Source organism: Streptomyces sp. NPDC055243, from assembly GCF_044544025.1.
Lineage (GTDB): Bacteria > Actinomycetota > Actinomycetes > Streptomycetales > Streptomycetaceae > Streptomyces.
Genome location: NZ_JBITWR010000025.1, coordinates 16,473 through 42,271 on the forward strand (window position 1 = coordinate 16,473; position 25,799 = coordinate 42,271).

Annotated in this window: 29 protein-coding genes and 1 pseudogene; 19 read left to right on the plus strand and 11 right to left on the minus strand. The window is 70.8% G+C overall.

All coding sequences use genetic code 11. The annotated features are described in order from the left end of the window. Window positions 1-18: 18 nt before the first annotated feature. From ACIGXX_RS41245 to ACIGXX_RS41295, 11 genes are all read right to left on the minus strand, one after another. Window positions 19-1,257, minus strand: coding sequence for an MFS transporter (locus tag ACIGXX_RS41245; protein WP_399983870.1), 1,239 nt, complete (start codon window positions 1,255-1,257; stop codon window positions 19-21). Continuing rightward, entirely contained in the window at window positions 1,254-1,766 is a 513-nt protein-coding gene (locus ACIGXX_RS41250) for a regulator (RefSeq protein ID WP_399983873.1), read from the minus strand. The genes ACIGXX_RS41245 and ACIGXX_RS41250 overlap by 4 nt, the downstream gene beginning before the upstream one ends. Then, window positions 1,763-2,602 carry a winged helix-turn-helix transcriptional regulator gene (locus ACIGXX_RS41255; RefSeq protein ID WP_399983876.1) on the minus strand — a complete coding sequence of 280 codons (840 nt, stop codon included), beginning with the start codon at window positions 2,600-2,602 and terminating at the stop codon, window positions 1,763-1,765. The genes ACIGXX_RS41250 and ACIGXX_RS41255 overlap by 4 nt, the downstream gene beginning before the upstream one ends. Window positions 2,603-2,642: 40 nt before the next feature. After that, complete coding sequence (locus ACIGXX_RS41260; protein WP_399983879.1) at window positions 2,643-3,056, minus strand: hypothetical protein; 414 nt, start codon at window positions 3,054-3,056, stop codon at window positions 2,643-2,645. Between the two features lie 10 nt (window positions 3,057-3,066). After that, window positions 3,067-3,510, minus strand: a complete 444-nt coding sequence (locus ACIGXX_RS41265) for a hypothetical protein (RefSeq protein ID WP_399983882.1) — start codon at window positions 3,508-3,510, stop codon at window positions 3,067-3,069. Next, the gene (locus tag ACIGXX_RS41270; protein ID WP_399983885.1) at window positions 3,507-3,989 is read right to left on the minus strand and encodes a hypothetical protein; all 483 of its coding nucleotides are present in this window, start codon (window positions 3,987-3,989) and stop codon (window positions 3,507-3,509) included. The genes ACIGXX_RS41265 and ACIGXX_RS41270 overlap by 4 nt, the downstream gene beginning before the upstream one ends. 93 nt (window positions 3,990-4,082) lie before the next feature. Then, window positions 4,083-4,436 (minus strand): SH3 domain-containing protein, encoded by a 354-nt coding sequence (locus ACIGXX_RS41275; RefSeq protein ID WP_399983888.1) that lies wholly within the window; start codon window positions 4,434-4,436, stop codon window positions 4,083-4,085. Between the two features lie 147 nt (window positions 4,437-4,583). After that, window positions 4,584-5,303, minus strand: a complete 720-nt coding sequence (locus ACIGXX_RS41280; RefSeq protein ID WP_399983891.1) for a hypothetical protein — start codon at window positions 5,301-5,303, stop codon at window positions 4,584-4,586. A gap of 26 nt (window positions 5,304-5,329) precedes the next feature. Beyond that, entirely contained in the window at window positions 5,330-6,529 is a 1,200-nt protein-coding gene (locus ACIGXX_RS41285; RefSeq protein ID WP_399983894.1) for a hypothetical protein, read from the minus strand. Then, window positions 6,526-7,086 carry a DUF4913 domain-containing protein gene (locus ACIGXX_RS41290; protein WP_399984138.1) on the minus strand — a complete coding sequence of 187 codons (561 nt, stop codon included), beginning with the start codon at window positions 7,084-7,086 and terminating at the stop codon, window positions 6,526-6,528. Before ACIGXX_RS41290 ends, ACIGXX_RS41285 begins: the two co-directional genes overlap by 4 nt. Before the next feature lie 241 nt (window positions 7,087-7,327). Further along, the gene (locus ACIGXX_RS41295) at window positions 7,328-8,083 is read right to left on the minus strand and encodes a DNA-methyltransferase (RefSeq protein WP_399983897.1); all 756 of its coding nucleotides are present in this window, start codon (window positions 8,081-8,083) and stop codon (window positions 7,328-7,330) included. Window positions 8,084-8,594: 511 nt separating this feature from the next. Between ACIGXX_RS41295 and ACIGXX_RS41300 the strand changes: the two genes are divergently transcribed. The 19 genes and pseudogenes from ACIGXX_RS41300 (at window position 8,595) to ACIGXX_RS41390 (ending at window position 25,797) form a co-directional block, all read left to right on the plus strand. Further along, on the plus strand, window positions 8,595-9,722 hold the full coding sequence (locus ACIGXX_RS41300) for a C40 family peptidase (RefSeq protein ID WP_399983900.1): 1,128 nt from the start codon (window positions 8,595-8,597) through the stop codon (window positions 9,720-9,722). A 173-nt stretch (window positions 9,723-9,895) separates the two neighbouring features. Beyond that, window positions 9,896-10,261, plus strand: coding sequence for a hypothetical protein (locus ACIGXX_RS41305; RefSeq protein ID WP_399983903.1), 366 nt, complete (start codon window positions 9,896-9,898; stop codon window positions 10,259-10,261). A gap of 219 nt (window positions 10,262-10,480) precedes the next feature. After that, window positions 10,481-10,795, plus strand: coding sequence for a DUF6112 family protein (locus ACIGXX_RS41310; RefSeq protein WP_399983906.1), 315 nt, complete (start codon window positions 10,481-10,483; stop codon window positions 10,793-10,795). Beyond that, window positions 10,795-11,487 (plus strand): hypothetical protein, encoded by a 693-nt coding sequence (locus ACIGXX_RS41315; RefSeq protein WP_399983909.1) that lies wholly within the window; start codon window positions 10,795-10,797, stop codon window positions 11,485-11,487. Before ACIGXX_RS41310 ends, ACIGXX_RS41315 begins: the two co-directional genes overlap by 1 nt. 35 nt (window positions 11,488-11,522) lie before the next feature. Further along, complete coding sequence (locus tag ACIGXX_RS41320; RefSeq protein WP_399983912.1) at window positions 11,523-12,899, plus strand: ATP-binding protein; 1,377 nt, start codon at window positions 11,523-11,525, stop codon at window positions 12,897-12,899. An 81-nt stretch (window positions 12,900-12,980) separates the two neighbouring features. Beyond that, on the plus strand, window positions 12,981-14,453 hold the full coding sequence (locus ACIGXX_RS41325) for an SCO6880 family protein (protein WP_399983915.1): 1,473 nt from the start codon (window positions 12,981-12,983) through the stop codon (window positions 14,451-14,453). Between the two features lie 8 nt (window positions 14,454-14,461). Further along, on the plus strand, window positions 14,462-15,037 hold the full coding sequence (locus ACIGXX_RS41330; RefSeq protein ID WP_399983918.1) for a hypothetical protein: 576 nt from the start codon (window positions 14,462-14,464) through the stop codon (window positions 15,035-15,037). 87 nt (window positions 15,038-15,124) lie between these two features. Continuing rightward, window positions 15,125-15,583 carry a DUF6238 family protein gene (locus tag ACIGXX_RS41335; protein ID WP_399983921.1) on the plus strand — a complete coding sequence of 153 codons (459 nt, stop codon included), beginning with the start codon at window positions 15,125-15,127 and terminating at the stop codon, window positions 15,581-15,583. 28 nt (window positions 15,584-15,611) lie between these two features. Continuing rightward, window positions 15,612-17,126, plus strand: coding sequence for a VirB4 family type IV secretion system protein (locus ACIGXX_RS41340; RefSeq protein WP_399983924.1), 1,515 nt, complete (start codon window positions 15,612-15,614; stop codon window positions 17,124-17,126). Between the two features lie 36 nt (window positions 17,127-17,162). Further along, window positions 17,163-17,432 (plus strand): hypothetical protein, encoded by a 270-nt coding sequence (locus ACIGXX_RS41345; protein ID WP_399983927.1) that lies wholly within the window; start codon window positions 17,163-17,165, stop codon window positions 17,430-17,432. A 345-nt stretch (window positions 17,433-17,777) separates the two neighbouring features. Further along, a complete protein-coding gene (locus tag ACIGXX_RS41350; protein WP_399983930.1) occupies window positions 17,778-18,338 on the plus strand; it encodes a hypothetical protein in 561 nt (186 codons plus the stop codon). Window positions 18,339-18,619: 281 nt separating this feature from the next. Beyond that, complete coding sequence (locus ACIGXX_RS41355; RefSeq protein ID WP_399983933.1) at window positions 18,620-19,525, plus strand: hypothetical protein; 906 nt, start codon at window positions 18,620-18,622, stop codon at window positions 19,523-19,525. Between the two features lie 30 nt (window positions 19,526-19,555). Then, window positions 19,556-20,329: a hypothetical protein gene (locus ACIGXX_RS41360; protein WP_399983936.1), complete on the plus strand. Its 774-nt coding sequence runs from the start codon at window positions 19,556-19,558 to the stop codon at window positions 20,327-20,329. A 293-nt stretch (window positions 20,330-20,622) separates the two neighbouring features. Further along, complete coding sequence (locus tag ACIGXX_RS41365) at window positions 20,623-21,417, plus strand: hypothetical protein (RefSeq protein ID WP_399983939.1); 795 nt, start codon at window positions 20,623-20,625, stop codon at window positions 21,415-21,417. Between the two features lie 149 nt (window positions 21,418-21,566). Further along, window positions 21,567-22,083: pseudogene (locus ACIGXX_RS41370) on the plus strand (hypothetical protein). Between the two features lie 50 nt (window positions 22,084-22,133). Next, the gene (locus tag ACIGXX_RS41375) at window positions 22,134-22,928 is read left to right on the plus strand and encodes a glycosyltransferase family 2 protein (RefSeq protein WP_399984141.1); all 795 of its coding nucleotides are present in this window, start codon (window positions 22,134-22,136) and stop codon (window positions 22,926-22,928) included. 17 nt (window positions 22,929-22,945) lie between these two features. Then, window positions 22,946-24,133, plus strand: coding sequence for a hypothetical protein (locus ACIGXX_RS41380; RefSeq protein WP_399983942.1), 1,188 nt, complete (start codon window positions 22,946-22,948; stop codon window positions 24,131-24,133). A gap of 24 nt (window positions 24,134-24,157) precedes the next feature. After that, on the plus strand, window positions 24,158-24,610 hold the full coding sequence (locus ACIGXX_RS41385) for a hypothetical protein (RefSeq protein WP_399984144.1): 453 nt from the start codon (window positions 24,158-24,160) through the stop codon (window positions 24,608-24,610). Further along, on the plus strand, window positions 24,607-25,797 hold the full coding sequence (locus ACIGXX_RS41390; RefSeq protein WP_399983945.1) for a hypothetical protein: 1,191 nt from the start codon (window positions 24,607-24,609) through the stop codon (window positions 25,795-25,797). Before ACIGXX_RS41385 ends, ACIGXX_RS41390 begins: the two co-directional genes overlap by 4 nt. Window positions 25,798-25,799 lie beyond the last annotated feature (2 nt).

The following is a 25,799-nucleotide window of genomic DNA, read 5'->3' on the forward strand; positions in this document are numbered from 1 at the left end:
GCTGGGGGTGCAGCAGGGTCAGGTGCGCAGGGCGGGATCGGCGCGCAGGCGGGCGAAGGCGCAGAGCAAGCCGAGGGCCTGCAAGACGGCGCATACGGTGATGACGTGGCCCATGGCGTCGGGCGGGGTGAACGCGGTGAGCACGCCGGCGACGGGGAAGGGCAGCAGGAGGATGAGGATGGTCGCCGACAGGGTGCTGCCGAACTTCTCCGGGGGAATCAGGCGGGAGCGCAGGGTGCGCAGGACGACCGTCATGCCGCCTTCGCCCGCCATGAGGACCGCGACCAGGACCAGGTAGGACCAGTAGTCGGGAGCCTGGGCGGCGGCGAGACAGGCGAGCGAGGCGAGGGCTGCGCAGGCGGCACCGACCGGCCACAGGCCCAGGCGGTCGATCGCGAACCGGCAGAGAGTAACGCTGAGGAGCGTCGCTCCAGCGGCTGCGGACCAGAGCAGGCCGACGGCGGTGGTGGACTGCCCGAAGTGCTGGACAACGATCACGGGGCCGGCCGCTTGGAGGAGTCCGATGGCCAGGTTGGAGAGGGTCAGCCCGGTCACGAGCCAGCCGAGCGCGGGAAGCGAGCGGATGGTGCGCCATCCGGTGAGGAGTCCGGCGCCGGATTGGCCCTTCGGCGCGCGGGCGAGGGCGACGGGCGAGGGCGGCGTGCGCAGGGCGAGCAGCGCGGCGAGAAGCGAGAGCACCGTGATCACCGCGAGCATCGGCGGCGGCCCGGCGAGCAGGAGTACCCCGGCGAGCGCCGGGCCGGCCAGGGTCGCGGTCTGGTCGATGCCGAGCAGGACGGCCTGGACGCGGTGGGCCCGCGCCCCCGCTCGGCGGCCGGCGGCGGCGGCGCCCGCGGTCTCGGCCGCGATGTAACTGAACTCGGTGAGCACGCCGGTCGTCGCCGCGAGCACCATCACGGTCACGCTCGCCGCGGTGCCGTACGGGTGGAAGTGGAGCATGACCGCGCCGGCGGCGAGGGCCAGCGCGCGTCCCAGAGAGGCGAGGTGGAAGACGACGGCCGCCCCGCGCCGGTCGACGAGCGATCCGGCCCAGCCGAACGCTGCCAGACGCGGGATCCACTCCAGGGCGAACGCGGCTCCCGTCAGTGCAGCGGAGCCTGTGGTGGCCAGGACCAGCAGCGGGATGCCGTAGGTGGACATCGCGAAACTGAGAGCGTCCGCCGTGCGCGGCAGGTAGATGCTGCGCATCAGCCCGCCGGTATTGCGTGCGTGCCGGGGTGTGACCGCTGCGCTCACGCGGCCGGCTCGTGCGCCCGGGAACCTTCGGGGTTACTGGCCAGCCACTGGATCAGCAGAGCGCGGGGACGGGAAAGGTCCGCCTGGGCCTGTTCGCTGAGCAGGCGCGCGGCGGACGGCTGCGAGAGGCCGTCGGCGCGCTCGGTCATAAGCGAGGGGGCCAAGAGGTCGAGGACGTGTCGGATGCGACTGCTGAACTCGCAGACCGGTGCCGGGTAGGCGTGGCGTCGGGCCCAGCGCGCCGCCCCGTCGTACAGGTCGGCCAACTCCGCGCCTGAATCAGTGAGTTTCAGTCCGGCGCCGGGTTCGGTCCGGACGAGACCGTGGTCGCGGGCCGCTTCGACAGCGCGGCGCAGTTGGTGCGAGGAGAGGTCGGAGAGGGTACCGGCAAGCCGTCGCGGAGGTATCGCCCCGCTGTCGTCGATCTCGGTGACCAAGCGGATCAAGGAACGCGAGGCCAGCACCTCGATGGCGTTGCGTACGTCGGTAGGGGTGAAGAGGGTGGTCATCGGCGCGGACCTCCCGCCTGGGCAGCCGTCTTCGGGCGGGCGGTGCTGGCATGGGAGAAGAGATCGCGGTGGTGCCACGCCGGAGAGGGCTCCGTCCGGGCCTTCGGGAACGCCGCAGGGGCCGGCCGCGACTGGCTGCTGACCCACGGCCTCGGCGCGGGCTTCGCCTGCGCATGCCCCCAGACCGGGTGTTGGACCGCCTGGCGGAGGGGCTGCCCAGCGGACCACGCGGACAGGGCACCTAGAACGGGCCCCAGGCCGTCGCCTGCCGCGGAGAGCCGGTAGGGCCGGCCTTTCCCCTCACTGTCGACCAGACCGTCGGACACGAGCTGCCGCAGCGGCGGGTAGACGTTGGTCCAGTCGCTGCTGGGCATCACGATCCGGGCCAGGGCCCGCCCGCTGACCTCCTCGCGGGACTTCAGCACCCACAGGATGGCGGCGGCATGGCGTCGGGTGAGCAGGGTGAGGCTGTCCTCGATCTGCTCGATCGCGGGCATCGGGCGATCCGCCGTCTCCAGATGCGCCTCGGCCCAGGTGACGATCATCGGCAACACCGGCAGCAGGGCGACACCACGCTCGGTGTGGCCGTATGTCACATGCCGTGCGGTGTGTTCGGTGCGCTCGACCAGGCCGGCGTCGCACAGCGCCTTGAGCTTGGGGTGGAGCTGGCCGTTCTGCAGCCAGGACACCTTGTCCGCCAGCTCGCTGTACCGCACGGGCGGGCCGGAAAGGGCCAGCAGGATCCGCACGTTCCAGCGCGGGGTGATCATGGCGAGGGCCTCGGTGACCCGGGCGATGTCGCCGTCGGTGTCAGGGGGCAGAGCGGTGATGGCCAAGGGAGGAACTCCTGGGTGAGTAGGGGAAATCGCCTGCGGGTCAGCGGCGGTGCGTCGCGCTCTGGGCCGCACGGGGCGGCGCCGGAACGGGCGGCGAGCACGTCGGCGGGGACGGCGCTGGGGCCGGGGCGCGGGCCAGGCTCTGCAGAACGGCGGCGACCGACTTGGCCTGGACGTCGCGGACGGCGACTGCTTCGGCGAGCCGGCGGGCGCCGTCGAGAAGGTGGGAGACCTCGTGCCGGCCGATCTGCCGCTCGGGGTGGACGAGCCGGGCGAGGTACTCGCGGTGGACGTCGATGCCGCGCTCGGCGAGGGCGAGGTCGTCGTGCATGCCGAGCAGGGCGGAGAGCATGCCGGGCGGCTGGTCCTGGGCGTGGGCTTCGAGGTCGTCGAGCGGCGCGCCGTACAGGTCCTCGATCCGTCCGGCTATCTCGGTGGACGTGAGGTGGGGCAAGCTGGGGCTTTCAGGGTCGGCGGGCCCGGGCCGCCCCGGCACGCTGGGGTGCCAGGGCGGCAGACGGGGGCAGGGTTGTGGTGGCCCTGAGTTGTGCCGTGCGGACGGGACGGGCCCGCTGGTCGGGCGGGGGCATGGTGCGCAGCAGTTCGCCGAGGGCCGCGCGGTAGCCGTCGCGGGCATCGAGCGCCGCCTCCAGCCACTGCGCGTCGAAGCGGAGCGTGGCCGCCGACAGCTGGCCCATGTCGCGGTCCGGATCCATGTCCGCGTGCACGCGGTCGCGGACGCGGGCGACCTGTTCCTCGGTCAGCGCCAGGAAGGAGCGCAGCTCCAGGGCGCGGGCGAGGGCGGGCAAGGCATCGGGTCCGGCGACCGCCTCGTACAGCTCGGGGACCGGGCTCCCGAAGACCTTCTGCAGGTCGCCGTCCATGGTGCTGGCCGTGCCCCGGCTCATCGGGCGGGCCTTCCTGCCCGCCACGCCGGCGCCGGCGTGGGGGTAGCCGCGGGCCGGTGGGGCATGCTGGTCTGCACCGCAGGCCCGGTTCGGGGGCGAAGGCGCGCAAGGCGTTCGGCGGCGAGGCCCGTCTTGCCCGGGGCATCGGGGTCGAGGAGCCAGCGCACGACCATGGCCCGGCCATCGCGTGCGGTGACAGCGGCGTCCACGCGGTGGGCCAGGCCCATCGTCGGGTCGTCGACCTCGCTGGGCTGGGTTTCCAGCGCGGCGAGCAGGTCGTCCTCCGCGTGGTCGAGCACGGACTGGGCCTCGACGAGGAGACCGTGCCACTTGACGACGTCGGTGGCGTCAGGATTCGCGGTCGGCGCGGCGGCGACCGCGGCCTTCAACTGGCCCATGTCCAGTGCGAAGCGCGCTCCGATCCGTTCGGTGAGCACGCCCACGACATCCTCAGCGTCATCGGATATGCCGTCGGACAAAAGGAAACTCCTGTTCTGAAAAGGTCGATGCCTGGGGGAATTGGGGGCCATGCCCAGCGGCTCAGCTGCTTAGGGGCGGCTGCTGAGTTCCTGTCAGTCCAGGCACATGCGGACGTCGCGGTAGACGTACGTGGCGGACACCCAGCCCTTGACGCCGGTCGACTTGTCCTTGATGTAGAGCCACTTGCCGCTCTTCTTGGACACGCTGAACTTGTGGCTCTTGTAGAGCACGCCGACCGCGGTGGACTTCGCGCTGGCCTTGGACCGGATGGTCACGGCCTTGGCGTGCACCGTGTACGGCAGCGGCGGGAGGTTGTGGCAGCTGGCCGCGGGGGCGGCGGTTGCCGCGGCGGGCATGGTCGCGGCGGATGCGGTGGTGGCGGACAGCACTGGCAGAGCAAGTGCGCCGAGCATCGCCGCGGATATGGCAATTCGGGTGGAGCGCATGCGGAAGAAACCTCCGGGAAGGCAGAGGGATTGCCTGGAATGGCGCCCCGGGAATGTCCCGGCGGCTGTATAAGAGTCCGGAGAATCGCCGGTTTGGCTAACCGGCGATCGTCGGCTATGTTTCGCCGCTCGCCTCGGCCTTGAGGCTCAGCGGATATGGCCGGGCGGGCGTGGAGCAGGAGCCTTCGGCAGGGCCGTCGGGCGGCTGGCTACGGCCGCCGGGCGGACCGGCGGGAGCGGGCCGGCCGCACCGGCGATCCGCTCGTCGCACCATTGGAGCGCTTCTTCGACGGTGGCGAAGCCGCCCTCGCGCAGGGTGTGGGTCCATGCCTCGGGGTCGACTTCCTCGACCACGACGCGGAATGGCGAGGGGGCCCGCTCATCCATGGCACGCAGGGCCACGACGGTGACCCAGTCGCTCGGGTCGTCGCTGGTATAGGAGTGCCCGTACGCGTAGTGGTCTCCGTCCCCCATGAGCCGTCGTTCCAGGGCCCGTGTGGCCTCATCGGCCGGCGGGGGGCCCAGGTCCGGGTTGAGGTCGATGGCGTCGGGTGGGCAGCCTCGGTGGATGAGCCAGGACTGCGCCATGGCCGGTAGCGGCAACTGCTTGAGCTCGAAGCTGAACGTCTGGGCCGACAGGTCACGTTGCAGGTGGAGCGCGACGATCTGAGGCATGCCGGGAAAGCCCCAGGTGGCTGACCCGTCGTGCAAGACGTAGAAGCTGTTGGCGCCAGCAGAGCTGTGATGTTCGGCCAGCGGGAGGAGCTGGTCCTCGTGGGCCCCGACCGCGTGCCAGAACGCCTGATCGGTCACATCGTCCACGGCCGCGAAGTCGTCAAGGCGAAGGTCAAGTTCGGGTGTGGTCAAAGATCTCCTCGGGGAAGCGGGCGGGTTCAGCGGCGAGGGCGCGCAGGGGCAGTGGGCCAGCTGCCGGGCCTTGGCGGCGCCAGTACCGCGGCCGGAGGGTGCCTGCGGCTGCTGGCCAGTGCGGTGCGGCCCGCGTCGCTCAGGGTGACCGGCTGCCCGGCCATCTCGGAGTGGCCGGTATCCCGCGAGACCAGGCCGGCGGCTTCGAGCCGCTGCAGGTGGGTGTAGGCAACTCTGGTGCCGGAGGCGGTGGGTACGGACATCCGCCCGGTGAGCAGGTGCGCGTGTACTTTGGCGCCGCCCGCGATGGACAGCAGCGCCGCTTGATCGGCGGCGGACAGCTGCTCGTGGCCCTCCGGGGCGTGCGGGGCCGTGGCCTCGATCGGCTCCAGTGCGGTAAGCACCCGCTGTGCGGCGCCGTCGCGTACCTCGGCGGCCTTTTCCAGCTGGTCCACGGTGCGGTCGATGCGCTCCAACAGGGGTCCGTCGACGGCGAATTCGCCGCTGGCCAGGCGGTGGAGGAGGGTGCGGTGGAAGTGCACTCCGGTCTCGGCCGTGGCCAGCTCGCGATGGCGGTCGACGAGGTGGGCATGCGGTTCGTCGAGGATGCCGCGGTCGCGGTAGGTCCACAGGGTGTCGACGTCCTGGCCAGTAGCGACTTCGATGCGGTGGTCGAGCTGGGACACCGGGCGCCGGGCGACTGCCGGCGCGGGGTCAGGGGGCATAGACGGGGGCTCCGTTTGGTCAGCGAGTGTGGTGGTGCGCGGGGTTGGGCGCGAGGCGGGAAGGCCCGGCAGTCCGGAGGGCGGCGGACCCGGCCTCGGTACCGGGCCGCGGGTCAGCAGCTGCGGAGGGCGAGAGCGCGCCGCGTGGGTGCGCGCGCTCAGCGGCCGGCGGGACATCCCCAACCGGCGCCCGACCTCGTCGTAGACGTCGTTGTTGGCACGAGGCCGGACGGCAACGACATGGATCTCCCGCCGGTGCGTGGACTCCTCGGGTGCCTGGCGGACGCCATAGACGAGGCGCCATTCCTTCCGGGAGTCGACGAACAGCTTGCGATATCCCTCCAGGTCGCCCGTGAGCCGGAGCCCGAACCGCTCGGCGTTCACCACTTCCTGCAGGTGGGCGAGGGTGAGATCGCGGATGTCGCCGGGTGCCTGGAGCAGGTCGGTCAGCGCCCGGGGGTCGAAGCTCAGGCCGAAGGCCGGCTGCTGCCCGCCGTTCATGACGTCGGCTCGTCCGGCTCAACTGGCTCGGCGGGGCCTTCCGCGGTTGTCGTCGCCTTCTCCGAGCGCGCGGAAGGCGGCGGGCCGGGAAGAATCCGGTGCGCGGGACGCTCCGGGGAGGTCATGCAGGCCGACAGCGGACCCCCCGGCCCACGGACCGCCGCGACGGCGTGGGTGAGGAAGTCCCGGTGCCACACGAACAGACCGCTCAGCCCGGCTTCGGGATCCTTGTGCTGCTGGTAGGCAAGCCACAGGGCATGCAGCCAGGCCACGACGTCGTCGTGCTCCTGCCACTGCAGGCACCAGGGCGCCGCCGTAGTGACCTCCGACCCGTACACCGGCAAGAGGAAATCATCGATCCAGTCGGACAGGGCGTCGAGTTCGTCCTCACGTTCCTCGCCGTCCAGCTCCATGATCGGGCGCGGCTCCGGCGGGGCGGCCGAAGGCGGTCCGCCGAGTCCCGGCATGCCGAACGCGGCGAACGGCGAAGGGTTGGCGGTGTCCGGTGCAGAGGCCAGACGGTCGAGCTGCTGCTCCTGCTGCGCCTGCCGGTCGATCAGCCGCCGGACAGTGGCCTCCACCCCCTCCCGTTGCGGATCGGGGATGCGTACCGGCCCCAACTCCCCATCGTCAGAGGGTTTTATGGATTCGGGCATGGAAAAGTTGGGCCTCCTGTGAAACGCGGAATGAGAGAAGGACAGAAGCGGCGGCACGCGGAGCGGCCCGCGAGTGACAAGCCCGCTGCATCGGATTGCCGAGGAGGGCGCCTATCGCCTTGACGAAAGGCGCGCTCGCGGCTCAGACGGTGAGAATCACGTCGTCTTGCGTGAGGGTCTCGCGGATCGTCTCGGTGAGCCGGTCGGCCGCGACGGAGGCGTAATGCTCGGTCTTTTCCACGCCGATGAAGTCGCGGCCTTCCAGCAGGGCGGCGACGCCCGTGGAACCGGAGCCGGCACAGAAGTCGAGCACCGTGCCGCCCTCGGGGCTGATCTTGACCAGCTCGCGCATCACCTCGACCGGCTTCTGCGTGATGTGCTGGCGCTTTGCCCCCGAGGGCTGCGACGCCGAGTACATACCCGGCAGGTAAACCGGGTTGCGGGAGCCGTCGATCGGCCCCTTGGACGCCCAGATGATGAACTCGCAGTTCTGGGTGAACCTGCCCTTTTGCGGCCTGGCCTGCGGCTTGTGCCAGGCCAGCACACCGCGCCACAGCCATCCGGCCGCCTGGATCGCATCTGTCGTGGTCGGGAGCTGGCGCCAGTCGGTGAACAGCAGTGCCGTGCCGCCGGTCTTCGTCAGGCGGTGGGCTTCGGTCATGACCTGCGTCAGCCAGAACGAGTAGGACCTCTGGTCCATGTTCTCGCCGGTGAAGTCAGCGAGTTCGCTCTTGGAATCGGCTGAGGTGTACTTCTGCTTCGCGGAACGGGTGGTGCGCTCCTTCGCAGTCCGGCCGCCCGAGTTGTACGGCGGATCGGTGATGACGGAGTCGACGCAGCCGTCCGGAAGGTCGGCGAGAACACTGAGAGCGTCGCCCTGGTGCAGGGAAAAAGGCAAAGAGGTACCCCAGTTCGGGTGTGGAAGCGCGGAGGGAACTCGCCATCTCGCACAGGAATCCTCGCGGGCCGAAAGGGGGCATAGAAATGCCCGGGGCCGCAGACCGGGGAGGGAGAGAGGGAGTCCAAAAACTGTAGAGGCGAATGTGCCGACGACCAAGAAGCTCCCTGCCGGGGTGCCGGATTCCGGCACCCCACGCCGACTTTTTGGTCAACCGCCAATCCACGCCTACTGTTTTTGAACCGCCCGGCACACACCGCCGCTGGCTACACCCCGCCACACCTCACGGAGGCCCTCCTTGCCCCGGCGCACCTAACTCACGGCCCGGCGCGCGGAGCGAGCGGCAACTCGCCCGCGCCGGCCCGTCCCGATCGCCCACCCCGGCCGCCGCGCCCTTCCACCACGCCTCGCGCACGCGGCACGCCGGACACCGCACCCCGAAGGACACGTCCATGACGTCTCACTACCCGCCCCTGCCCGAAATCGCTGACGTACGAGCGGTCCGCGCCGGTTGAAGGCGCTCGCCGCCGGTATCGGCGTCGTCGTCCTTTCCCCCCTGCTGCTCGCGGGAACGGCCATGATGATGGCGTCCTCCAGCGAAGCCTCCCAGTCCACCAGCGCGTTCACCGGGCACCTGTGCGCCGTCGACACCGCCGACGTCGCCAGACAGGTGACGAAGATCCTCGACGGAGCGTCCGGCAAGGACGTGACGGTCGAGGGTCTCTCCCTGCCCGACGAGCAGGTCCCCAACGCCCAGACCATCGTCGCCGCGGGCATCGGCCTGGACGTGCCCAAGCGCGGCCAGATCGTCGCCCTCGCCACCGCGATGCAGGAATCAACGCTGCGCAACCTCGGCTCCGGTGACCGCGATTCGCTGGGCCTGTTCCAGCAACGCCCCACCCAGGGCTGGGGAACCGCGCAGCAGATCCGCGACCCGGTCTACGCAAGCGAGAAGTTCTACCAGGCGCTGCTGAAGGTCAACGGCTGGCAGCAGATGACCGTCACCCAAGCCGCCCAGGCCGTGCAGGCATCGGGCCATCCCAACGCATACGCGCAGTGGGAGGACCTGGCCACCGCACTGCAGAAGGCCATCGCCGCCACCTTCCCCAACGCCGGCAAGGACACCCCCTCCAAGGACGCGAACAAGGAAGCCGAGCGCGCCATGCCGGACTGCGCTCCTGCCAAGGACGGCTCCGGCTTCGGCCGCATCCCCGAGGGGAGCGTCCCGAAGGGATACAAGATCCCCAAGGACGCCGCCCCCAAGGCCCGCAAGGCCCTGAACTGGGCGATGCGCCAGCTCGGCACCCAGTACCAGTGGGGCGGCAGCTGCACCGACTCGCACGGCCCCGACCCGATGGGCCGCTGCGACTGCTCCAGCTTGATGCAGCAGGCATACGCCCACACCGGAGTCACCCTCACCCGCACCACCTACACCCAGGTCAGCGAGGGAAAGGCCGTCTCACGCAACAAGCTCCAGCCCGGCGACCTGATCTTCAGCCGCGGCACCGCGAGCCGCCCCGAACATGTTGGCATGTACATGAGTGAGGGACTGGTCATCGAGGCGCCGCGCACATCCAAACCGGTCCGGATCACTCCGCTCAAGGACTGGGCCGTCCTCGCCGCCCGCCGCGTCATCTGATCCCGGTCAGCCCGCAGGCCCGCGAGCCGCCGCCAGGACCTCGCCGGTGGTCTGCCCGCTAGCTGGGCTCGAAGGCCAACTCCCTATCTCTCTCCGTTACTTCGCCCGACGAACCGCCCAGCAGGACGAGCCGACGGCCCACTCCCTATCCCCCAACACCCCGGAGCATCCACGTGCCAATCCACTCCCGCGTCCGACGTGCCCTCGCGGCCAGCTCGATCAGCCTCGTAGTTGCAGCCGGCGGCCTAGCCAGCGCCTCCACAGCCCAGGCGTACGACACCAGCCGCACGACGATCTCGTGCAAGGCGGTCAAGGTCCACAAGGATCCCTCGAAGAAGTCCGCCGTCGTGGGCATCGCCTACCGGCACGACAAGGTCACCTATAACCAGTTCGCGTACAAGCGCGCAGAGAAGACCTGGTACACCCGCGGCGCGGTGACCCGGAAGTCCGACGGCAAGAAGATCCGCGGCTACATGATCTACGACTGCGCCAACCCGTACGAGTCGAACCCGGCGCCGAAGCCGCCGCTTCCGAAGTAGCACGCCCCGGCAGCTCTCCCTGGCCCCGAGCCGAAAAGGCGGCTTCGAAGCCGCGCCTCGGCCCGAGGAGTGGACTCTCCCCGCCTCTGCTCGACGCAGGTCCGGGCAAGCCGCCGCCGCGGCCACTTCCGCGCCCCGAGCGCACCCCTCCCCTCCGCTTCCCCCTTTCCCGCCGGCCCTCGCCTGGCGCCCGCGCATGCAAGGAGCCCCGCCACCTCTATGTCCGTCCCTCTCGCAGACAGCCTCATCCAGCTCGCCTACGACCCAGGCATCTCCCCCAAGGGCGGCGGGCTGCCCGGCCTGAGCGTGCTGAAGAACGTCGTCAACTCGATCAACCTGTTCGGGATCGTCGCCGTCGTCGGCGCCCTCGCCGTCAGCCTCGTCGTCTGGGCCTGGGGTCACCACACCGGCGGCCACCAGGCCGAAGCCAACGGCAAGAAGGGCGCGACCGTCGCCGCCGGCGCCGCCCTCGGCCTCGGCGCCGCCAACGGCGCCGTTGCGTTCTTCTCGGCTCTCGGCTCGCAGGTCCACTGATGCCGAAACGATTCCCCTCCCTCTCGTTGTCCTCCTACGGCGCGGACTGGCCGGCCACCCGGCGCATCGCGCTCGTCGCCTCCCTCGTCGCAGTCCTGCTGGCCACCGCCGGCGTCGTCGCCTGGCTGTCCGGCGGCGGGGATAACCACCAGGCCCCGCACACCTCCACGCCCGCTCCGGCTGACAGCCCGTCCTCCTCCGAGGCCGCCCCCAAGCCCGCAGCCGGATCTGGATCGGTTCCCAAGCCCCCGCAGATCTCCGAGCCGGTGGCCTACACCAAGGCAGCGGCCCAGATGCTGTGGTCCTACGACACCCGCGACACCAGCCGCGACCAGCAACTCACCGGCATGCGCGCGTGGATGACCAAGGAGACCAAGTACGCCGACTGGGCGTCCGTCTCCGGCCAGGTCCCCGACCCGCTGCTGTGGTCGCGCATGGCCGACCAGAACCAGCACGCCACCGCGTCCGTCACCGAGGGCCACTACCCCGGCGCGTTCAAGCAGGCCCTGGCCGAGGACCCCTCCGCGATCACCAAGGCATACATCTACGTCGTCACCGTCAACGGACGGCAGCAGATCGCCTGGAAGAAGGGCGGCGGCGGAGCCGAAGAGCGCGCCGTGACCCTCGCCGTGCAGTGCCGGCCCAGCCACGACTGCCGTCTGGCCGCCATCGCCCCCAGCGTCACGCAGTGACCCACCACACCGACAGATAAGGAGGCCACCCTCCCTTGGGTTTCTGCGACTTCCCCCTCGCGGACAAACTCTGCGCCGTCGGCGAGGCCGTCGACTTCGCGAGCGATCCCGGCAAGGCCATCGGCGACTGGATGGCCAAGAGCGCCGGCGAACTCGCCGCCGCCGCGGCCGACCTGGCGGCCAAGGCCGTCAACGCCACCACCAAGGTCGATCTGCGGGCCGGCTGGTTCGTCGACAACTACGAGATGCTGCTGCCGATCGGCCTGGTCATCCTGGTCGCAACGTTCTGCGCGCAGCTCGTCCGGGCCGCCGTCAAACGCGACGGGCAGGCTCTTACCCAGGCCGTCACCGGCACCATGTCGGGCGTCCTGTTCGCCTTCTGCGCCATCTCCCTGACCACGGTCGCCATCGAAGTCGTCGACGCCCTCTCGGACGGGCTGTTCAAAGCCGCGCACCTGAATATCGAGTCCGCGGTGCGCCGCATCGTCAAGGTCAACCAGATCCCCGGCCTTGCCGGACTGGGCTGGCTCGTCGCGGTGTTCGCCGGTCTCGGCGCCGCAGTCGGCGCGTTCCTGTACTGGTGCGTGATGATGGTCCGCAAGGTCGGCATCCTCGTCATGGTCACTTTGGCCATTTTCGCCGGAGCCGGCGGCGGCTGGGAGGTCGCACGCCGCTGGCGTAAGGGCTGGATCGAAGCCACTGCCACCCTGGTGGTCTCCAAGCTTCTGATGACCGTGATCTTCGTCCTCGGTATCGCCGCCATGGGCAAGACAGAGGCCAAGGACGGCATCGGCGCCCTCGCCGACGTCATGTCCGGCATCGTGATCATGGTTCTGGTGCTGCTGTGCCCGTACGCGGTGTTCAAGTTCGTGCACTGGGCGGCTGAAGGCGCCGACGGCGAGTCCATCCACCGTGCCGGCGGTTCCGGAGCCCAGATGGCCAAGCAACATGCCGAGAAGGGCGCCCGCAAGGCCGCCGCGGCTGTGGCCACCGCCGGAACTGGTGGTGCTGCCGCCGGAGCAGGCACCGCCCCGCAAGGCCCCGACGCCGGCGGTGGGAGCGGATTCCCCGGCGACGTCGCCGCCAACCCGACCGGCGGAGGCGGAGAAGGCACGGAAGGCTCGCAGGGCGGCGGAGCAGGTACCCCGCCCGGCGGCGATGCCATCAAGTCCGGTCTGGAGAAGGCCGTCCAGCCCGCGCCGACCAGCGTCTCCGACGACACCAGCGGGCAGGTGGGCGGCGGCCAGGGGCCGGGCGGATCCGGCGCGAGCGCCGCCTCCGGCCAGGACGGCGGATGGAATTCCCGCCCGCCGACCACGACTCCGCCGCCGCAGGGTGCACCCCCGTCCTCCGGTTCACAGAGCGACACGACCAGCGGGACGGCCTCACCGCCGCCGCCGACCGGCCTCTGATCCCCTGTCCGTCTCCCGGGGGCGGGAGGTGCACGCCGCCTCCCGCCCCCGGGGTCCACCCGCGCCTCCAGGACCCGCCCCTTGACTGATCTCTCCGTCGCCCCGGTCACGGTGAAATTCCCCCACCGGTCCCGCCGCGGCATCCTCCTCGGCCTCTCCCTGCCCCAACTCGTCCTGGTTTCCTGCACGCTGGCGCTGCTGCTGATGACGGTGGTCTCCACCGGGCTGCTCGGCGTCGTCGCCCTGGCCCCGCTGTGGGCGGCGTCCGGCGCGCTCGTCGCGATCCGTCGGCACGGCCGCTCCCTGATCGACTGGGCGCCGATCGTCGCCCACTACGCGCACCGCCGCCGTACCGGGCAGACCCTCTGGCTCGCCCGGCCCGTCACCCGGCCCCGGCAGGACGGCGTCCTGCACCTGCCCGGCACCGCCGCCTCCCTCAAGGTCGTCACCCCCGGCGACTCCGCCAACGGCGCAGCGGCCGTGCACGACCCGCACCAGCAGACCCTGACCGCCATCGCCCGCGTCAGCAGCCGCGCCTTTGTTCTCCTCGACCCCGCCACCCAGAACCACCACGTCAGCAGCTGGGGACGCGCGCTGGCCGGCATTGCCCGCACCGGGCACATCGCCACCGTGCAGGTGCTGGAGCGCACCGTCCCCGACAGCGGTGACACCCTCACCCGCCACTGGGCTCAGAACGGGCAGCCCCAGACACCCGTCGCCGGGCAGATCTACTCCGAACTCGTCGACTCCGCAGGCCCGGCCGCCGCCCCGCACGAGACCTACCTCGCCATCTCCCTCGATCTGAAGGCCGCCAAGCGGCTGATCTCGCAGGCCGGCGGCGGGCTGCCCGGGGCATTCACGGTCATGGAGCAGACCACGTCCAGCATCGCCCAGGCCGCCCGCAACGCCGGGCTCCAGGTCACCGGCTGGCTGACCTCGCGGGAGATCGCCGCCGTCATCCGCACCGCCTACGACCCCAAGGCGCTTGCCGCACTGCAGCAGTGGTCCGAGACCGGCCGCGCCGAGGCCGGCCCCGCAGCCGCCGGGCCCGTCGTCCAGTTCGAGGAGTACGACCGCCTCGCCACCGACTCCGCACGGCACGCCACCTACTGGGTGGAGAACTGGCCGAGGATCGAGATGGGAGCCGGATTTCTGCACGGGATCATGTTCACCGCCGGAGTGCGGCGCAGCCTCTCCCTCATCTACGCGCCGCAGGGGCTCGAGTCCGCATTGCGGGACGTGCAGCGGAAGAAGGCGGCGATCATCGCCGACGCCAACGAACGGGCCCGCCGCGGACAGGTCGACAACGAAGAAGACTCAGTCGAGTACGCCGACGTCAAAACCCGCGAACGCCAGCTGATCGCCGGGCACGCCGACGTGGCCCTGACCGGCCTGGTCACCGTCACCGCCGAGACTGACGCCCTCCTGGACGCCGCCTGCGCCCAGATCGAGACCCACGCCGTCAGCTCGGGTGTCGACCTGCGCAGGCTCAACTTCCAACAGCCCGACGCCTTCACGCTCGGCGCCCTCCCGCTCGCTCGTAGCGCCCTGTGAGCCGCTTCATGCCTTCAGCCGAACCTCACCTGATCGACGAGATCCGCGCCCTGCTCGACGGCCTGCACACCATGCAACGCACGCATCAAGAGCGGCTCGACGCACAGCGACCCGCAGACGACGTGATGGACGCAGCGCAGCTCGCCGAGTGGGAAGACGTCCTGCGCGACATCGCCGTAGAGGCCAGCGACACGCTGGACACCACGATCACTCGCCTCGGGCTCCTCGCCGCCCGGCCTGCACGGCGGGCGTTCACCGTCGCCCTGGCCGGGCCCGGATACGACGAGGGTGAACGAGCATGGCTGTTCGTCGTCCTCGCCACCGACCTCGACGACGCACACCGCACCCTCACTCAAATGCCCTCGCACAAGCGGTGGTTGCAGGACATCGCCCCTCCCTTCGCCTCGGGCCCTGCACCCGGCGACGGGGAACTGGTGGCCGCGGAGAGCCACCCGGGAACCCGCGCCCCCAACTCGTACATCGACCTGCGCCACGAGCAGGCCCTCCTGGCCGAGCGTGCCCCCGCGCAGCTCACGACCGCAGTCCCGGCCCCGCCGTCGAAGGCGCCGATACGCCACCGCTGACCAGAGACCTGACCCGCGCCCCTCGACCCACCGCGGCGCGGAACAACCGCCGCAGTCCCTGCCTCCCGGCAGGAAGGAACACCACCTTTGACCTCTCACACGCGTCCGGACGACGCACATCCCTACCTCCGGGCTGCGAGCGCCGGAGTCCGCCACCACACCCGTGCCCTGGCACGACCGGATGCCGCCACTCCGGTGGATCGCGCGCACCTCGACGTGCTCCACGCCCACCTCACCGCCCTGCACCAGCTCGTCAACCAGCTCGCCGAGATCACCCGGCCACCGCACCCCGCCGCGGGCCAGCACCTCTCCACCGCACACACCCGCCTCTGGCAGGCCACCACCGAGATTCACCTGGCCTTCCACCTGCTGCCCAGCAGCACAGCGGCGGAAAGCACCGAGGCGAGCGAGTGCCATCCGGAGCGGCTGCCCGAGGGGCCGCCCGTGCTGACCATCTGCCAGCGCCACCTCGCCGCCGGACACGTCATCCGGCGCAAGACCACCCCCGCCGATCTCCGCGCGCACACCACGGCCTGCGTGCGATGAGCACCATCCGCAGAATCGAGGGCCTCCCATGAGCCACCGGCCCGCCCGCCGCGCCCGCCGCGCCTCCGCCTCCCCCCTGTTCACTCCGCAGGGAACCGACCGGGCCAGCCGTAAAGCAGCCCGCCGCCAGCTCGCCGAAGCCACCGCCAAGGCCCGCGCCGAGGCGAGCACCCCTCCCGCAGGCAGCGCGCCTGCCGAGCACGAGACACCCGCCGCGCTCTACCCACCCAGCGGACGACCCGGACCTGCATCAGCCCGCAAGAACCGGCTGAAGCTGCCCGCCCACCGCATGACGACGGCCGTCGCCGCCGGTGCGTACCCCTTCCTCGCCGAAGGCGGCCTCGGCGCCGAAGGCATCTACATCGGCCGCGACGTCCATGCCGAGGCATCGTTCGTGTTCGACCCGTTCGCCCTGTACGGCAAGATCGAAGGCTTCACCAACCCCAACATCCTGCTCGCCGGGGTGATCGGACAGGGCAAGAGCGCGCTGGCCAAGAGCTTCGCGCTGCGCTCGGTCTCCTTCGGCTACCGCGTCTACGTTCCGTGCGACCCCAAGGGCGAGTGGACAGCGGTGGCAAACGCCCTGGGCGGCACGTCCGTTGCGCTCGGCCCGGGCCTTCCCGGCAGGCTCAATCCGCTGGACGCCGCCCCGCGCCCGCAGAGCATCTCCGAGTCCGACTGGGGTGGCGAGATCCGCAAGCGGCGCCTGCTCCTGCTGGGCTCCCTCACCCGGACCGTTCTCGGCCGGGACCTGCTGCCCATGGAACACACCGCCCTGGACATCGCCCTCGACAGCGTCGTCACCCGCGCCGCCGACACTGGCAGCACCCCGCTCCTCGGAGACGTCGCCGCCACCCTCAACAACCCGGTCGCGCTCGACGAGGCCGCGGGGATGATGTCGGGACAGCTCGGCGACGCGGCCCGTGACCTGGCCCACGCCATGCGCCGGCTGATCCATGGTGACCTGGCCGGCATGTTCGACGCCCCCTCCACTGTGGCCTTCGATCCCAGTGCGCCGATGCTGACCATCGACCTGTCCCGGCTCGGCGGCTCCGGCGACGACACCGCGCTCGTCCTTGCGATGACCTGCGCCTCCGCCTGGATGGAGTCCGCCCTCAGCGACCCGAACGGCGGGCGGCGCTGGATCGTGTACGACGAGGCATGGCGCCTGATGAGGCACGCCGGCCTCCTGCAGCGCATGCAGGCCCAGTGGAAGCTCTCCCGCGGCCTGGGCATCGCCAACCTCATGGTCATCCACCGGCTCAGCGACCTGCTCACCGCGGGCGACGCCGGATCACGAGGACGCGCCCTGGCCGAGGGCCTCCTCGCCGACTGCAGCACCCGCATCATCTACCGCCAGGAAACCGACCAGCTCCACGCCGCCGCCTCCCTGCTCGGCCTCACCTCCGTCGAGATGGACGCCATCGCCCACCTCAACCGCGGCCGGGGCCTGTGGAAGGTCGCCGGAAGATCATTCATTGTCCAGCACCTCCTGCACAGCCACGAGCTGGCGCTCTTCGACACCGACGCCCGCATGCATTGAAAAAGCGCCGAGTTCACGAAAACTGAAGGTTCCCCTATGCCCGACATCACCCGCCCTGACTACTTCCTCCAGCTCGCGCGGAGCCTCGACAGGATCTTCGATGACCTTCCGCAAGCCGAGGACCTGCGTCGGGGCGACGACATCAGCCCGGCTATCCACACGATGGTCAGCGACATCGGCTACGTCTTGACTGAGATCAGCGAAGAGCTGGCCACCAGCAACCGCCACGAATCCGAGGCGCCCTCGGCGTACGGCCACGCCGAACGCGCCTGGCGACGTACGGCTGGTCCTCCAAGAGCATCTTGACTACACCGGCACCGCCCTGCGCACGGCCGCCCAGCAACTGCGCGGCAAGGCCACGCAGCTCTCGCAACCGCCTTCCGCCCGCACCGCAACCACGCCATCCCACGCCGTGACGCCATCCGCTTCGCCCAACTCCGGCCGAGGGCGCTGACTTCGGGCACGGCCCGCGTTCTCGACGGGAAGACCCGGTGGACAGGTCTGGTCACGAATATGGCCACACCTTCCAGATTCCCGACGAAACGACGACTTCCCACTCCGCAAGCGGGCCCAACTGCCGGTAGTCGCAGTTCGCCAGCCCAGAACGGTCCCAACCGAACCCACGGCATTGCACACGAGCGCAAAGGGCTCATGAATCCTGATACCCAGCGCGAACTGATACCTCGCAGCGACACCCACTGCCTTATCGGCGCGCTCGAAAGCGTGAAGGCCAAACTCCTCGACGCCGCCGGACAGTGGCAGCTCCTGGACGACACCGGTCATGTACCGGCTGCGCCCTCGTTCGCCGCGTTGTTCCAGCATGCCGCTGACGCCCAAACCCTCGCCCACGATGTCGTCCAACTCACCGCGGACTTTGCCCGGACCGCACACAGCACGAATCAGGCGGGCAGCAGAGTCCTCACCCATCTCGCGAGGGCCGCCACCATGTCGAGCTACGCAGCCCCACACTTCGCCGACACTGCGGAAGCAGCTCTGGCCCTGCCCCGGTCCCCCGAACGGCAGTTTCTGGGAAACCGCATGGTCATCGACCACGCCACGGCGCGCGCCTATCTGCGGCGCACCTCGGAGTCGCTCGGCGACGCGGTCGACGAACTCAACTCCCACCTCGAACTCCACCGCTTCTTCCCGGCGCTCTCCCTCCGGGAGACCCCAACGCCTCCGCCGCCGAGGCCGAGCCCGCGCCACCGCTAACCCGCGCCACAGCGTTGAATCCGGCGCTACACATCCAAGGAGTCTCCTGAACCGCCCCGCCCATTACAGCGACGCCGACTGGGCCGAGTACCAGCAGTGCCAAGCCGAGCATGACGACCTCATGGGCCAGGTCGCCGAACGCGAAGCCCAGATGGAACACGACCTGATCGCCACCTGCGACGAGTACGAACTCGATGACAGTCCGGTTCCGGAGCTGGAAGCCAGCCCCACTCGCCGGACACTTCCGCCGTACCGCGCACCGGCCTCCCGCAGGAGGAGCCGTGGCCGCTGACGGAGCGAGCGTTCCAGACGCTCGCCGCGCGGCTTTGCTCGCGCCGCTTCCCGACCACCGCAACGTGGACACCCCGTGGTGGCAGGAGCTGTGGCGCCGCCACGCGCACATCACCACACCGCTGCGCGAGCGCGGGCTGGAGTGCGACGTCGAGTTCGGCCTCAGCACCTACATCGTGCGCGTGTCGCTCCCCGACCACAGCCACCTGATCATCAGCCCGCCGCAGGAGTCCTCCTCCGACCGCGCGACCGGAGACCCCGAGGGCTGGATCGCGACCCGTGAACACCCCAACGACCAGACCCTGTTCGAGATCGTTTACGACTCAGCTCCCTCCAACGACCCCGGTGCCCTCCAGCGGCCCGAAGCCCGCCACGGCGGCAGCGCCCAACCCCTGATCGTGGCGATCGACCATCGCCTCGCCCAGCTCGGGCTGCTGCCACATCCCCTCCCGCCCACTACAACCCCGCACCCGGCTCCGCCAACGCCCCTAACGGGCACGGCGCTTGACGTCTGCGATACAGCAGAACGCACCCCCGTCTACGGCGATGCGATGCGCGCCCTGACCGACCGGCTCAACGGAGCCGAGTCGCACGCAGATGCCGCGGCCCTGCTGCACCAGATCCTGGAGCCCAGCGACGGCCTGCTGGCGCAGCTCGGCGAGTTCTTCGAAGCGGCCGGCGAGAAGGCCAAGGAAGCCGAGGAGGACGACGGCTTCGATCTGTCCTACGACCTGGCCGACGCCGCCGCCGAGGTCCGCAACCTCGGAGAGGTCCTGCACGTGGCCGAGGACCGGATGCGGGCACTGACCCCGCTCGTGCCGGCACCACGGTTCCCGTCCACACCGGCCCTTCCCCCGCGAGCCCTCCCGGCGGCACCGCCGCGGCGCACACGCTGACGCCAGACCACCACCTCTCTCCAGGAACACATGGCCTCACCCTGCACCGCTCTGTCCTCCTTCGCCGCCGGCCTTGCCGCCCGTCTGCCCGGCACCTGGACCAGCGAGTACCAGCGCCACGCGCAGTACGCGGACCAGTTCCCCCGCACCGAGCAGCTCTGGGACACCGGCCACGTCGACTACATCGTCAGCCAGTACGTCCTCACCCACGACGCCGTGCTCCACGGGCCGGCCAACCAACGGCTGTACGTGACTGACCGGCCCCGCTACCCGCACCAGTTCGTCGTCGCCCCGCTCGCCCCCGACGGCCCACACATCAAGCCCCACCACTTCGACGCGGTCGAGGAGCCCAACGGCATCGCCGTTCCCCAGGATCCCGCGCAGGCGGCAGCACACATCGCCCGGCGGGTGCTGCCCCGCTACCAACAGGCCCTGCAAGCGGTCCTCGACAACGCGGCGGACCAGCCCGACCCCCCGCACCGGCCCGCCCCGCCGCAGGTGTCCCAGGTCCTCACCCTGCCCCTGTACGGCGACGGCGCCCTCGGCGCGCCGTACGGGGGCGTGCCGGTCGATGCCCGCAGGACGCTGTACGCCCACGGCTTTCAGTACCACCCGCACCAAGCGGCGTTCCTCCTGCCCACCGCCTACGGGGAGAGCGGTCGCGCCCTTCGCGTCCACAGCGTGGTCCAGCAGCTCACGGCCAAGGGCATCGGCGTGAACCTTCGCCACTCGGCCCCCACCACCAGCGCCGCCATGCCGCCGACACCCCCCAAGGCCACACCAACGACCAGCCGCACACGCTGATCCACTCCCACCCACAGCCCCTTGGAGCCTCCATCCGCATCGCCCGCTCTACCCTGCCGCTGTCCGTCGGCGCCGCCTGCCTCACCCTGGCCCTCACCGGCTGCGCCGGCGAAGACGGCCCCGCCCAGGCCCGGCAGACACCCAGCGCCAGCACCGCCCCGAAGCCCGCCCCGGCCCTCACCGCCCCCCAGGCCCGCGACGTCATCACCCAGTACTCGAAGATCAACAACAAGGCGAACGTCGGTCGGAATCGGCACCTGCTCGACACGGTCGAGGACGGGCCGCTGTACGCGATGTCCGTCTCGGACTACACCGAGACCGAGGGCTTGCCCAAGGCCGACCGCAAGCCGTACAAGCCGTGGTCCTACGACACCAAGAGCGCCAAGTTGTACATCCCGCGCCTGGCCGCCGGGCAGGACCGCTGGTTCGCCGCCGCGCTCTCGGGCCAGAAGGGCAAGGCCCCCTCCCGCCTGGCTGTGTTCGCCGAACGCCCCCAGCACAAGCGCTGGGAGCTGGTCTCCATCGTCGACACCGCCGGCAAGACGATGCCCGACGTCGACCTCGACCAGGACGGCTACGCGACGGCCGTCGCCGCCAACGGCAACAAGCAGATGCCGGCCAGCGCCGACCTTCTGCGCGCAGGCGTGATCGACAACTTCGCCACCGGCGGCACGAACACTGGCACCAAGGTCTTCAAGCCGACCAAGGCGAGCAAGGAGCAGGTCGAGGTCCACGACAAGACCGGCACCCGGTACGGGAAGCAGGGCACCACCGTCTTCGCCGGTGCCGCCAACCGTTACAAGGACGCCTACGCGCTCAAGACCACCGACGGTGGCGCCCTGGTTCTCTTCTCCCACACGCACACCCAGACCGACGCCGTCGCGCACTCCGGTCTGCAGATCAACCCCGGCAAGGACGACCGGGCCTGGCTCCACGGCGTGCCCCGCACGTCCATCAAGTACACGTTCGTGTGCAACGACGCCGCCACCGTCCCCGCGAAGGCCGAGCCGTCCCGCCTGATCGGCTACACCTGCGCCCGCACCGACGCCTCCGGCCCTCCGGTCGCCTCCTGGTCGGACCGCGTGTAGACGCATCCCGTCCTACGCGCCACCTTGCTGGCCGCCGAACGCTCCCAGCCCGTTGCCCGATCCGGAGAAGCCCCTGTCCATGACGTTTCTTCATCGCCCGCCCCACTGACGGCACGGGGTAAAGCGGTATTCACGTCCAGCTCGACGGGGTGCCCAGCCACCATCTGCCTCTCCTGCTGGCCGCCTATCAGCACCGGTTCGGTCGCGACGTGGAGGCCATGTCCGGTCATCTCATTGACGATGTTGCCTTCGGCTGGGAGGAGTTGGGCACCGATTTCCTCGACGGTGTCCCGCCCGCGCTCGTGGCCGCGCTGACCGGCGGCGAGCAGTGGCCCAGCCGCCGACTCGATCATCTGGTCACCCCGGACGGCTCCCCGCCGGTGCGTATGGCGGTCACCGATGCGACCGCCGATGCGCTGGACATGCAGTGGGGGTACGTCCTGCACACGGAGGGCATCGAGGTTGATCAGCCTCCTGCACGAGGATTTCGGCCCGATTGTGGACTGGGCCACCGACCCCCGCACTGCTTTCAACGACCACCCGGCGGCTTGGTCCTCCCTCGGCCCGGCTCCAGCCATCCGGGCCTCGCGCGGCACGCCGCCCCGGAGCGCTCCCGCCGCTGCCCCGGCGAAGGCCGGCACCCCGCGCCCCGCCACGCGCCGCTAGTCACCCGCCCTCGTTCCCTGGAGTCTTCGCTGCCCCCGCACGCCACGCCCCTGATCACCGTCGTCATCGCCAGCCGCCTGCGCGAGGACCGGCTCGGATACCTGAGCGCCATGCACGCCAGCCTCACCCGGCAGGCCGTGCCCTGGGAGGCTGTTATCGCGCTGGACGGGGTCTCGCCCGACCGGCTGCCCGCTGCGCTCGCGCAGGACCCCCGCGTGCGCACCCTTGCCCTGCCCCGCCCGGTCGGTGCCGCCTGCGCCCGGAATCTGGCTCTCGCACAGGTGCGGACCCCGTACTGCAACTGGGCTGACGATGACGACGAGTTCACCGACGACGCCATGTCCGTGCGGCTGACCACCCTGGAAGCGGCCGGGGTGGGATGGTGCGCCGGATGGAGCGAGGACCTCTACCAAGACGGGGCCACTCGGCTGTGGCGGTGCCCCGCACCGCCCGGCCGGCACGAGGCCGGTGACGTGTGGACGTACTGGAAGTCCCCGGCGGACACCATCCCGATCGGGCCGACCACGATCCTCGCCCGCACCGACCTCGTCCGCGCCGCCCCGATGGGCGGTCTGGTCCAGGGCGAGGATTACTGCACGGCCGTCGGCATCTCGAGCCTGGCTCCCGGGATCTTGCTGCCCACCCCGGTGTACCGATACCGGAAGCACCCGGGCCAGCTCACCGCCCAGCCCGGATACGACCAATTGGAGGCCGCGGCCCGCGAGCACGCCTGGCACTACGGCCGCAGCCTGCGCTCCGCCCTCCGCGGCCACCAGTCGACGCCCGCTCTCCGCACCCGACCGCCGGAGCCTGCCGCAGGCCCGTCGGCTCGCGCGCACCGCTGACCTTCAGGACCACCGACATGACCAACCCGCCCCCCGCGGAAATCATCCTCTCGACCAGCCGCACCCACGGCCTTGTCGCCGTCGCGTCCGGCGAGAACTTTCTCCAAGCCCGTGACGCCCTGCAGGAAGCGGGATTCAGCCGCCTGCCCGACGGCGCCTTCGCCGCCCCGCTGAGTGAGGCGCAGACCGCCCGCGACACCGCCAGCGCCCTGGTGCACCGCGCCCACCACCACGGCGCGACCATCACCACCAGCCCCCGCCCCTACCTCGGCGACACCGGCCAGGAGATCGCCGCCCGGCTGCCCGGCACCTGGAGCGCGAAGCTGGAGATCTACCCCCGCCAGCACTGGCAGGAGGACCTCGTCGGCTCCCTGTGGGACAGCGGCGACCTCCTGCAGATCATGCTCCATGACCGCATCCCGTACGCGGTCATGCTGAACAACCACGCCGGCACCGAGCTGCTGCTGATCGAACGCCCCGGGCACGCCAGCGGCTATCTCGTGGGCGCCTTCGCCACCCAGGAGTACGACGACAACTGGGACGAGCCGAACGCGCCGTGCAGCATCGTGCTGCCCGCCGCACCGGACCTCGCCGCCCGCGCCGTCGCCCACACCTTCCTGCCCAACTACCGCAGAGCTCTGCACCATCGGCGGCTCGACACCGTCATGACCGCCCTGAACCGGATCCGCCCGGAGCACGAAACACTCCAGGCGATCAAGGAATCAGGCCGGTACAGCGACGGCATGCCGCTCACCAACTCGCGGCTGCAGCCGGAGATGGAGCGTGCGTTCGCCGACCATGCCTGGCTCTCCTTCCGCGACGTCCTCCAGCACGCACCGCTCCTGCTCAGCCGGTGCCGACCCACCGCGAGTCCCTGGCCGCAGGACGCTGCCGCACTGGCCCGACTGCGCGAGGCACTCGCCAGCAGTCAGGACGCCTGGGCCCAGTTCCATGACCTGCGCGCGGAGTTGTACTCCATCCCCGCGACTCTGCCGGCCCGCGAGTGGAGCCAGGTACGCAGCGAACTCGGCGCCGCCGTCCTGCCGGCCATCGAGACATGGCTTGCCGACGGCGAGACGTTCGAGCGCCAAGCCCGCGCCGCCGTCCCCGGCGGCCACGTGGCTCTGTCGGCGCCCAGTCCGCGGCAGCTCACCGCCCGCCCGGCCCCGCCCGCCCCTGCCCGGCCGGCGAACGCACACCTCTGATGCCGTAGAGATAAGGTTTCCCCTCTGTCTGACCATTTCCGCTTCGGTACCCACCCCGACCTGGGCTTCGTCGCCGCCGCCTCACCTGAGTTGCCCCCTCATCTGGCCAAGTGGTTCCTGACCCGCGAGCAGTTCGAACCCGTCCCCACCAACCCAGGGCTGTATCGGCTCAGCGAACCCGAGCGCGACGGCCACCGTCGCGCACGCCAGGCCGTAACTGACCTGCGCCGCCAGGGATATGCCGTGCACGCCGACATCGCCCTCGAACCCGCCCTCTCGCCCGGCCCACCGCGCCCGGCTCTGCCGAACGGGCTTCTGGATCGCCGCAGCCGCCTCGCCCAGGCCGCCGCCGGCCGCACAACGCAGCGCGGTACGCCGCCTACCACGTCGCCGCCTTCGGCCCGGCCGACCCCGCCGAAGCCCACCTACGCACCGACCGTCCACCTGACGGCCTCGGGCGGCGGGCGGACCCGATGACGCCCGCCAGCAACTCGGCCCCCGACGGGCCCCGTCCGGTGACACCCGAACTCGCCAACAGCGCCCGCGACTTCCGGCTGCGGATGGCGGTCATCGACCGCGAGACCGAAACCGCGCTCGACATGACGCGCGACCGCTACGGCCGGACCGTCCACGCAAGCGCCGCGGCAGCGGCGCGAGCCCACCGCGACAAGGCCGCGGTGGAGGCGTACACCATGTACCTCGCCCCGCACGCCGACGCTCTGCTCGATGCCGCCCACCGCGCGCTCGACGAGCTGCCACCTGCCCGGCACCTGGCCGGGTGGCGGGCCGTGCTGGACGGCCTGGCTGCCTCCGCCACCGAGATCCGCCGGGCGCTCGATCGGCCGGCCGCCCCCGGCTCCGCAGCCGATCGCGCGCAGCGCTCGGCCCTGTGGCCGCACCTCGCTGCCTGGGCGGATCACAGCTTCATCGCCAGCGACCTCGCCGACCAGAGCGATGGCCAGCACCACAAGGCTCCGCTGGCCGAAGAGGAACAGCAGATGTGGACCGAGCTAGCTCAGGCTGCGCAGAGGCGAGGCGAGCTGGAGCTGACCGAGTCGTGGTATGCCGCCGACGGGCAGCCGATCACCCTCGCTTACCTGGTCGAAGGCGACGACTCGACGGTGATCGCGCTGCGAGGCGACCCGGACGCACCGGGCTGGCAGGTGATCGGGCACTACGCCCACGAGTACGAGGCAGGGAAGGTATTGCCTGCCCCGGTCCCGCCCGGTGTGCTGCGCGCCGATGCCTCAGAGTTCAACCGGCCCGAGCCTGCCCCCGAGATCTCGCTGCAGGAACTCGCCCGGGACGTCGCCGAGGCCCAGCATGCCGGTGACGCGTCCAACGCGCTCCTGAGCGCCACCCAGCGCGGATACGACGCAGGGCCGATGGTCCGTCTCCAGGATCTCTTGGGAACGAGTGGCCAGTTCGCCGACGCGCTGGAGACCGTGCAGGGCCGCCAGATCGCCGCCCGTCTCTCAGCGTTGGGTCGGCAGATCGAGTTCCTCACCCGCGAGGTCGAGGAGGCCGCCGAGGACCTCGGTGCGACCGTCGCCGTCCTGCCGCCGCACCGCACTCCTGTGCTGCGCGTCCGCCCGCGCCCCGCAGTGGACACCGCACCACCCACGCCGCCGCCCCGCGCGAGCACGCCAGCCCGCCACCGCTAAGC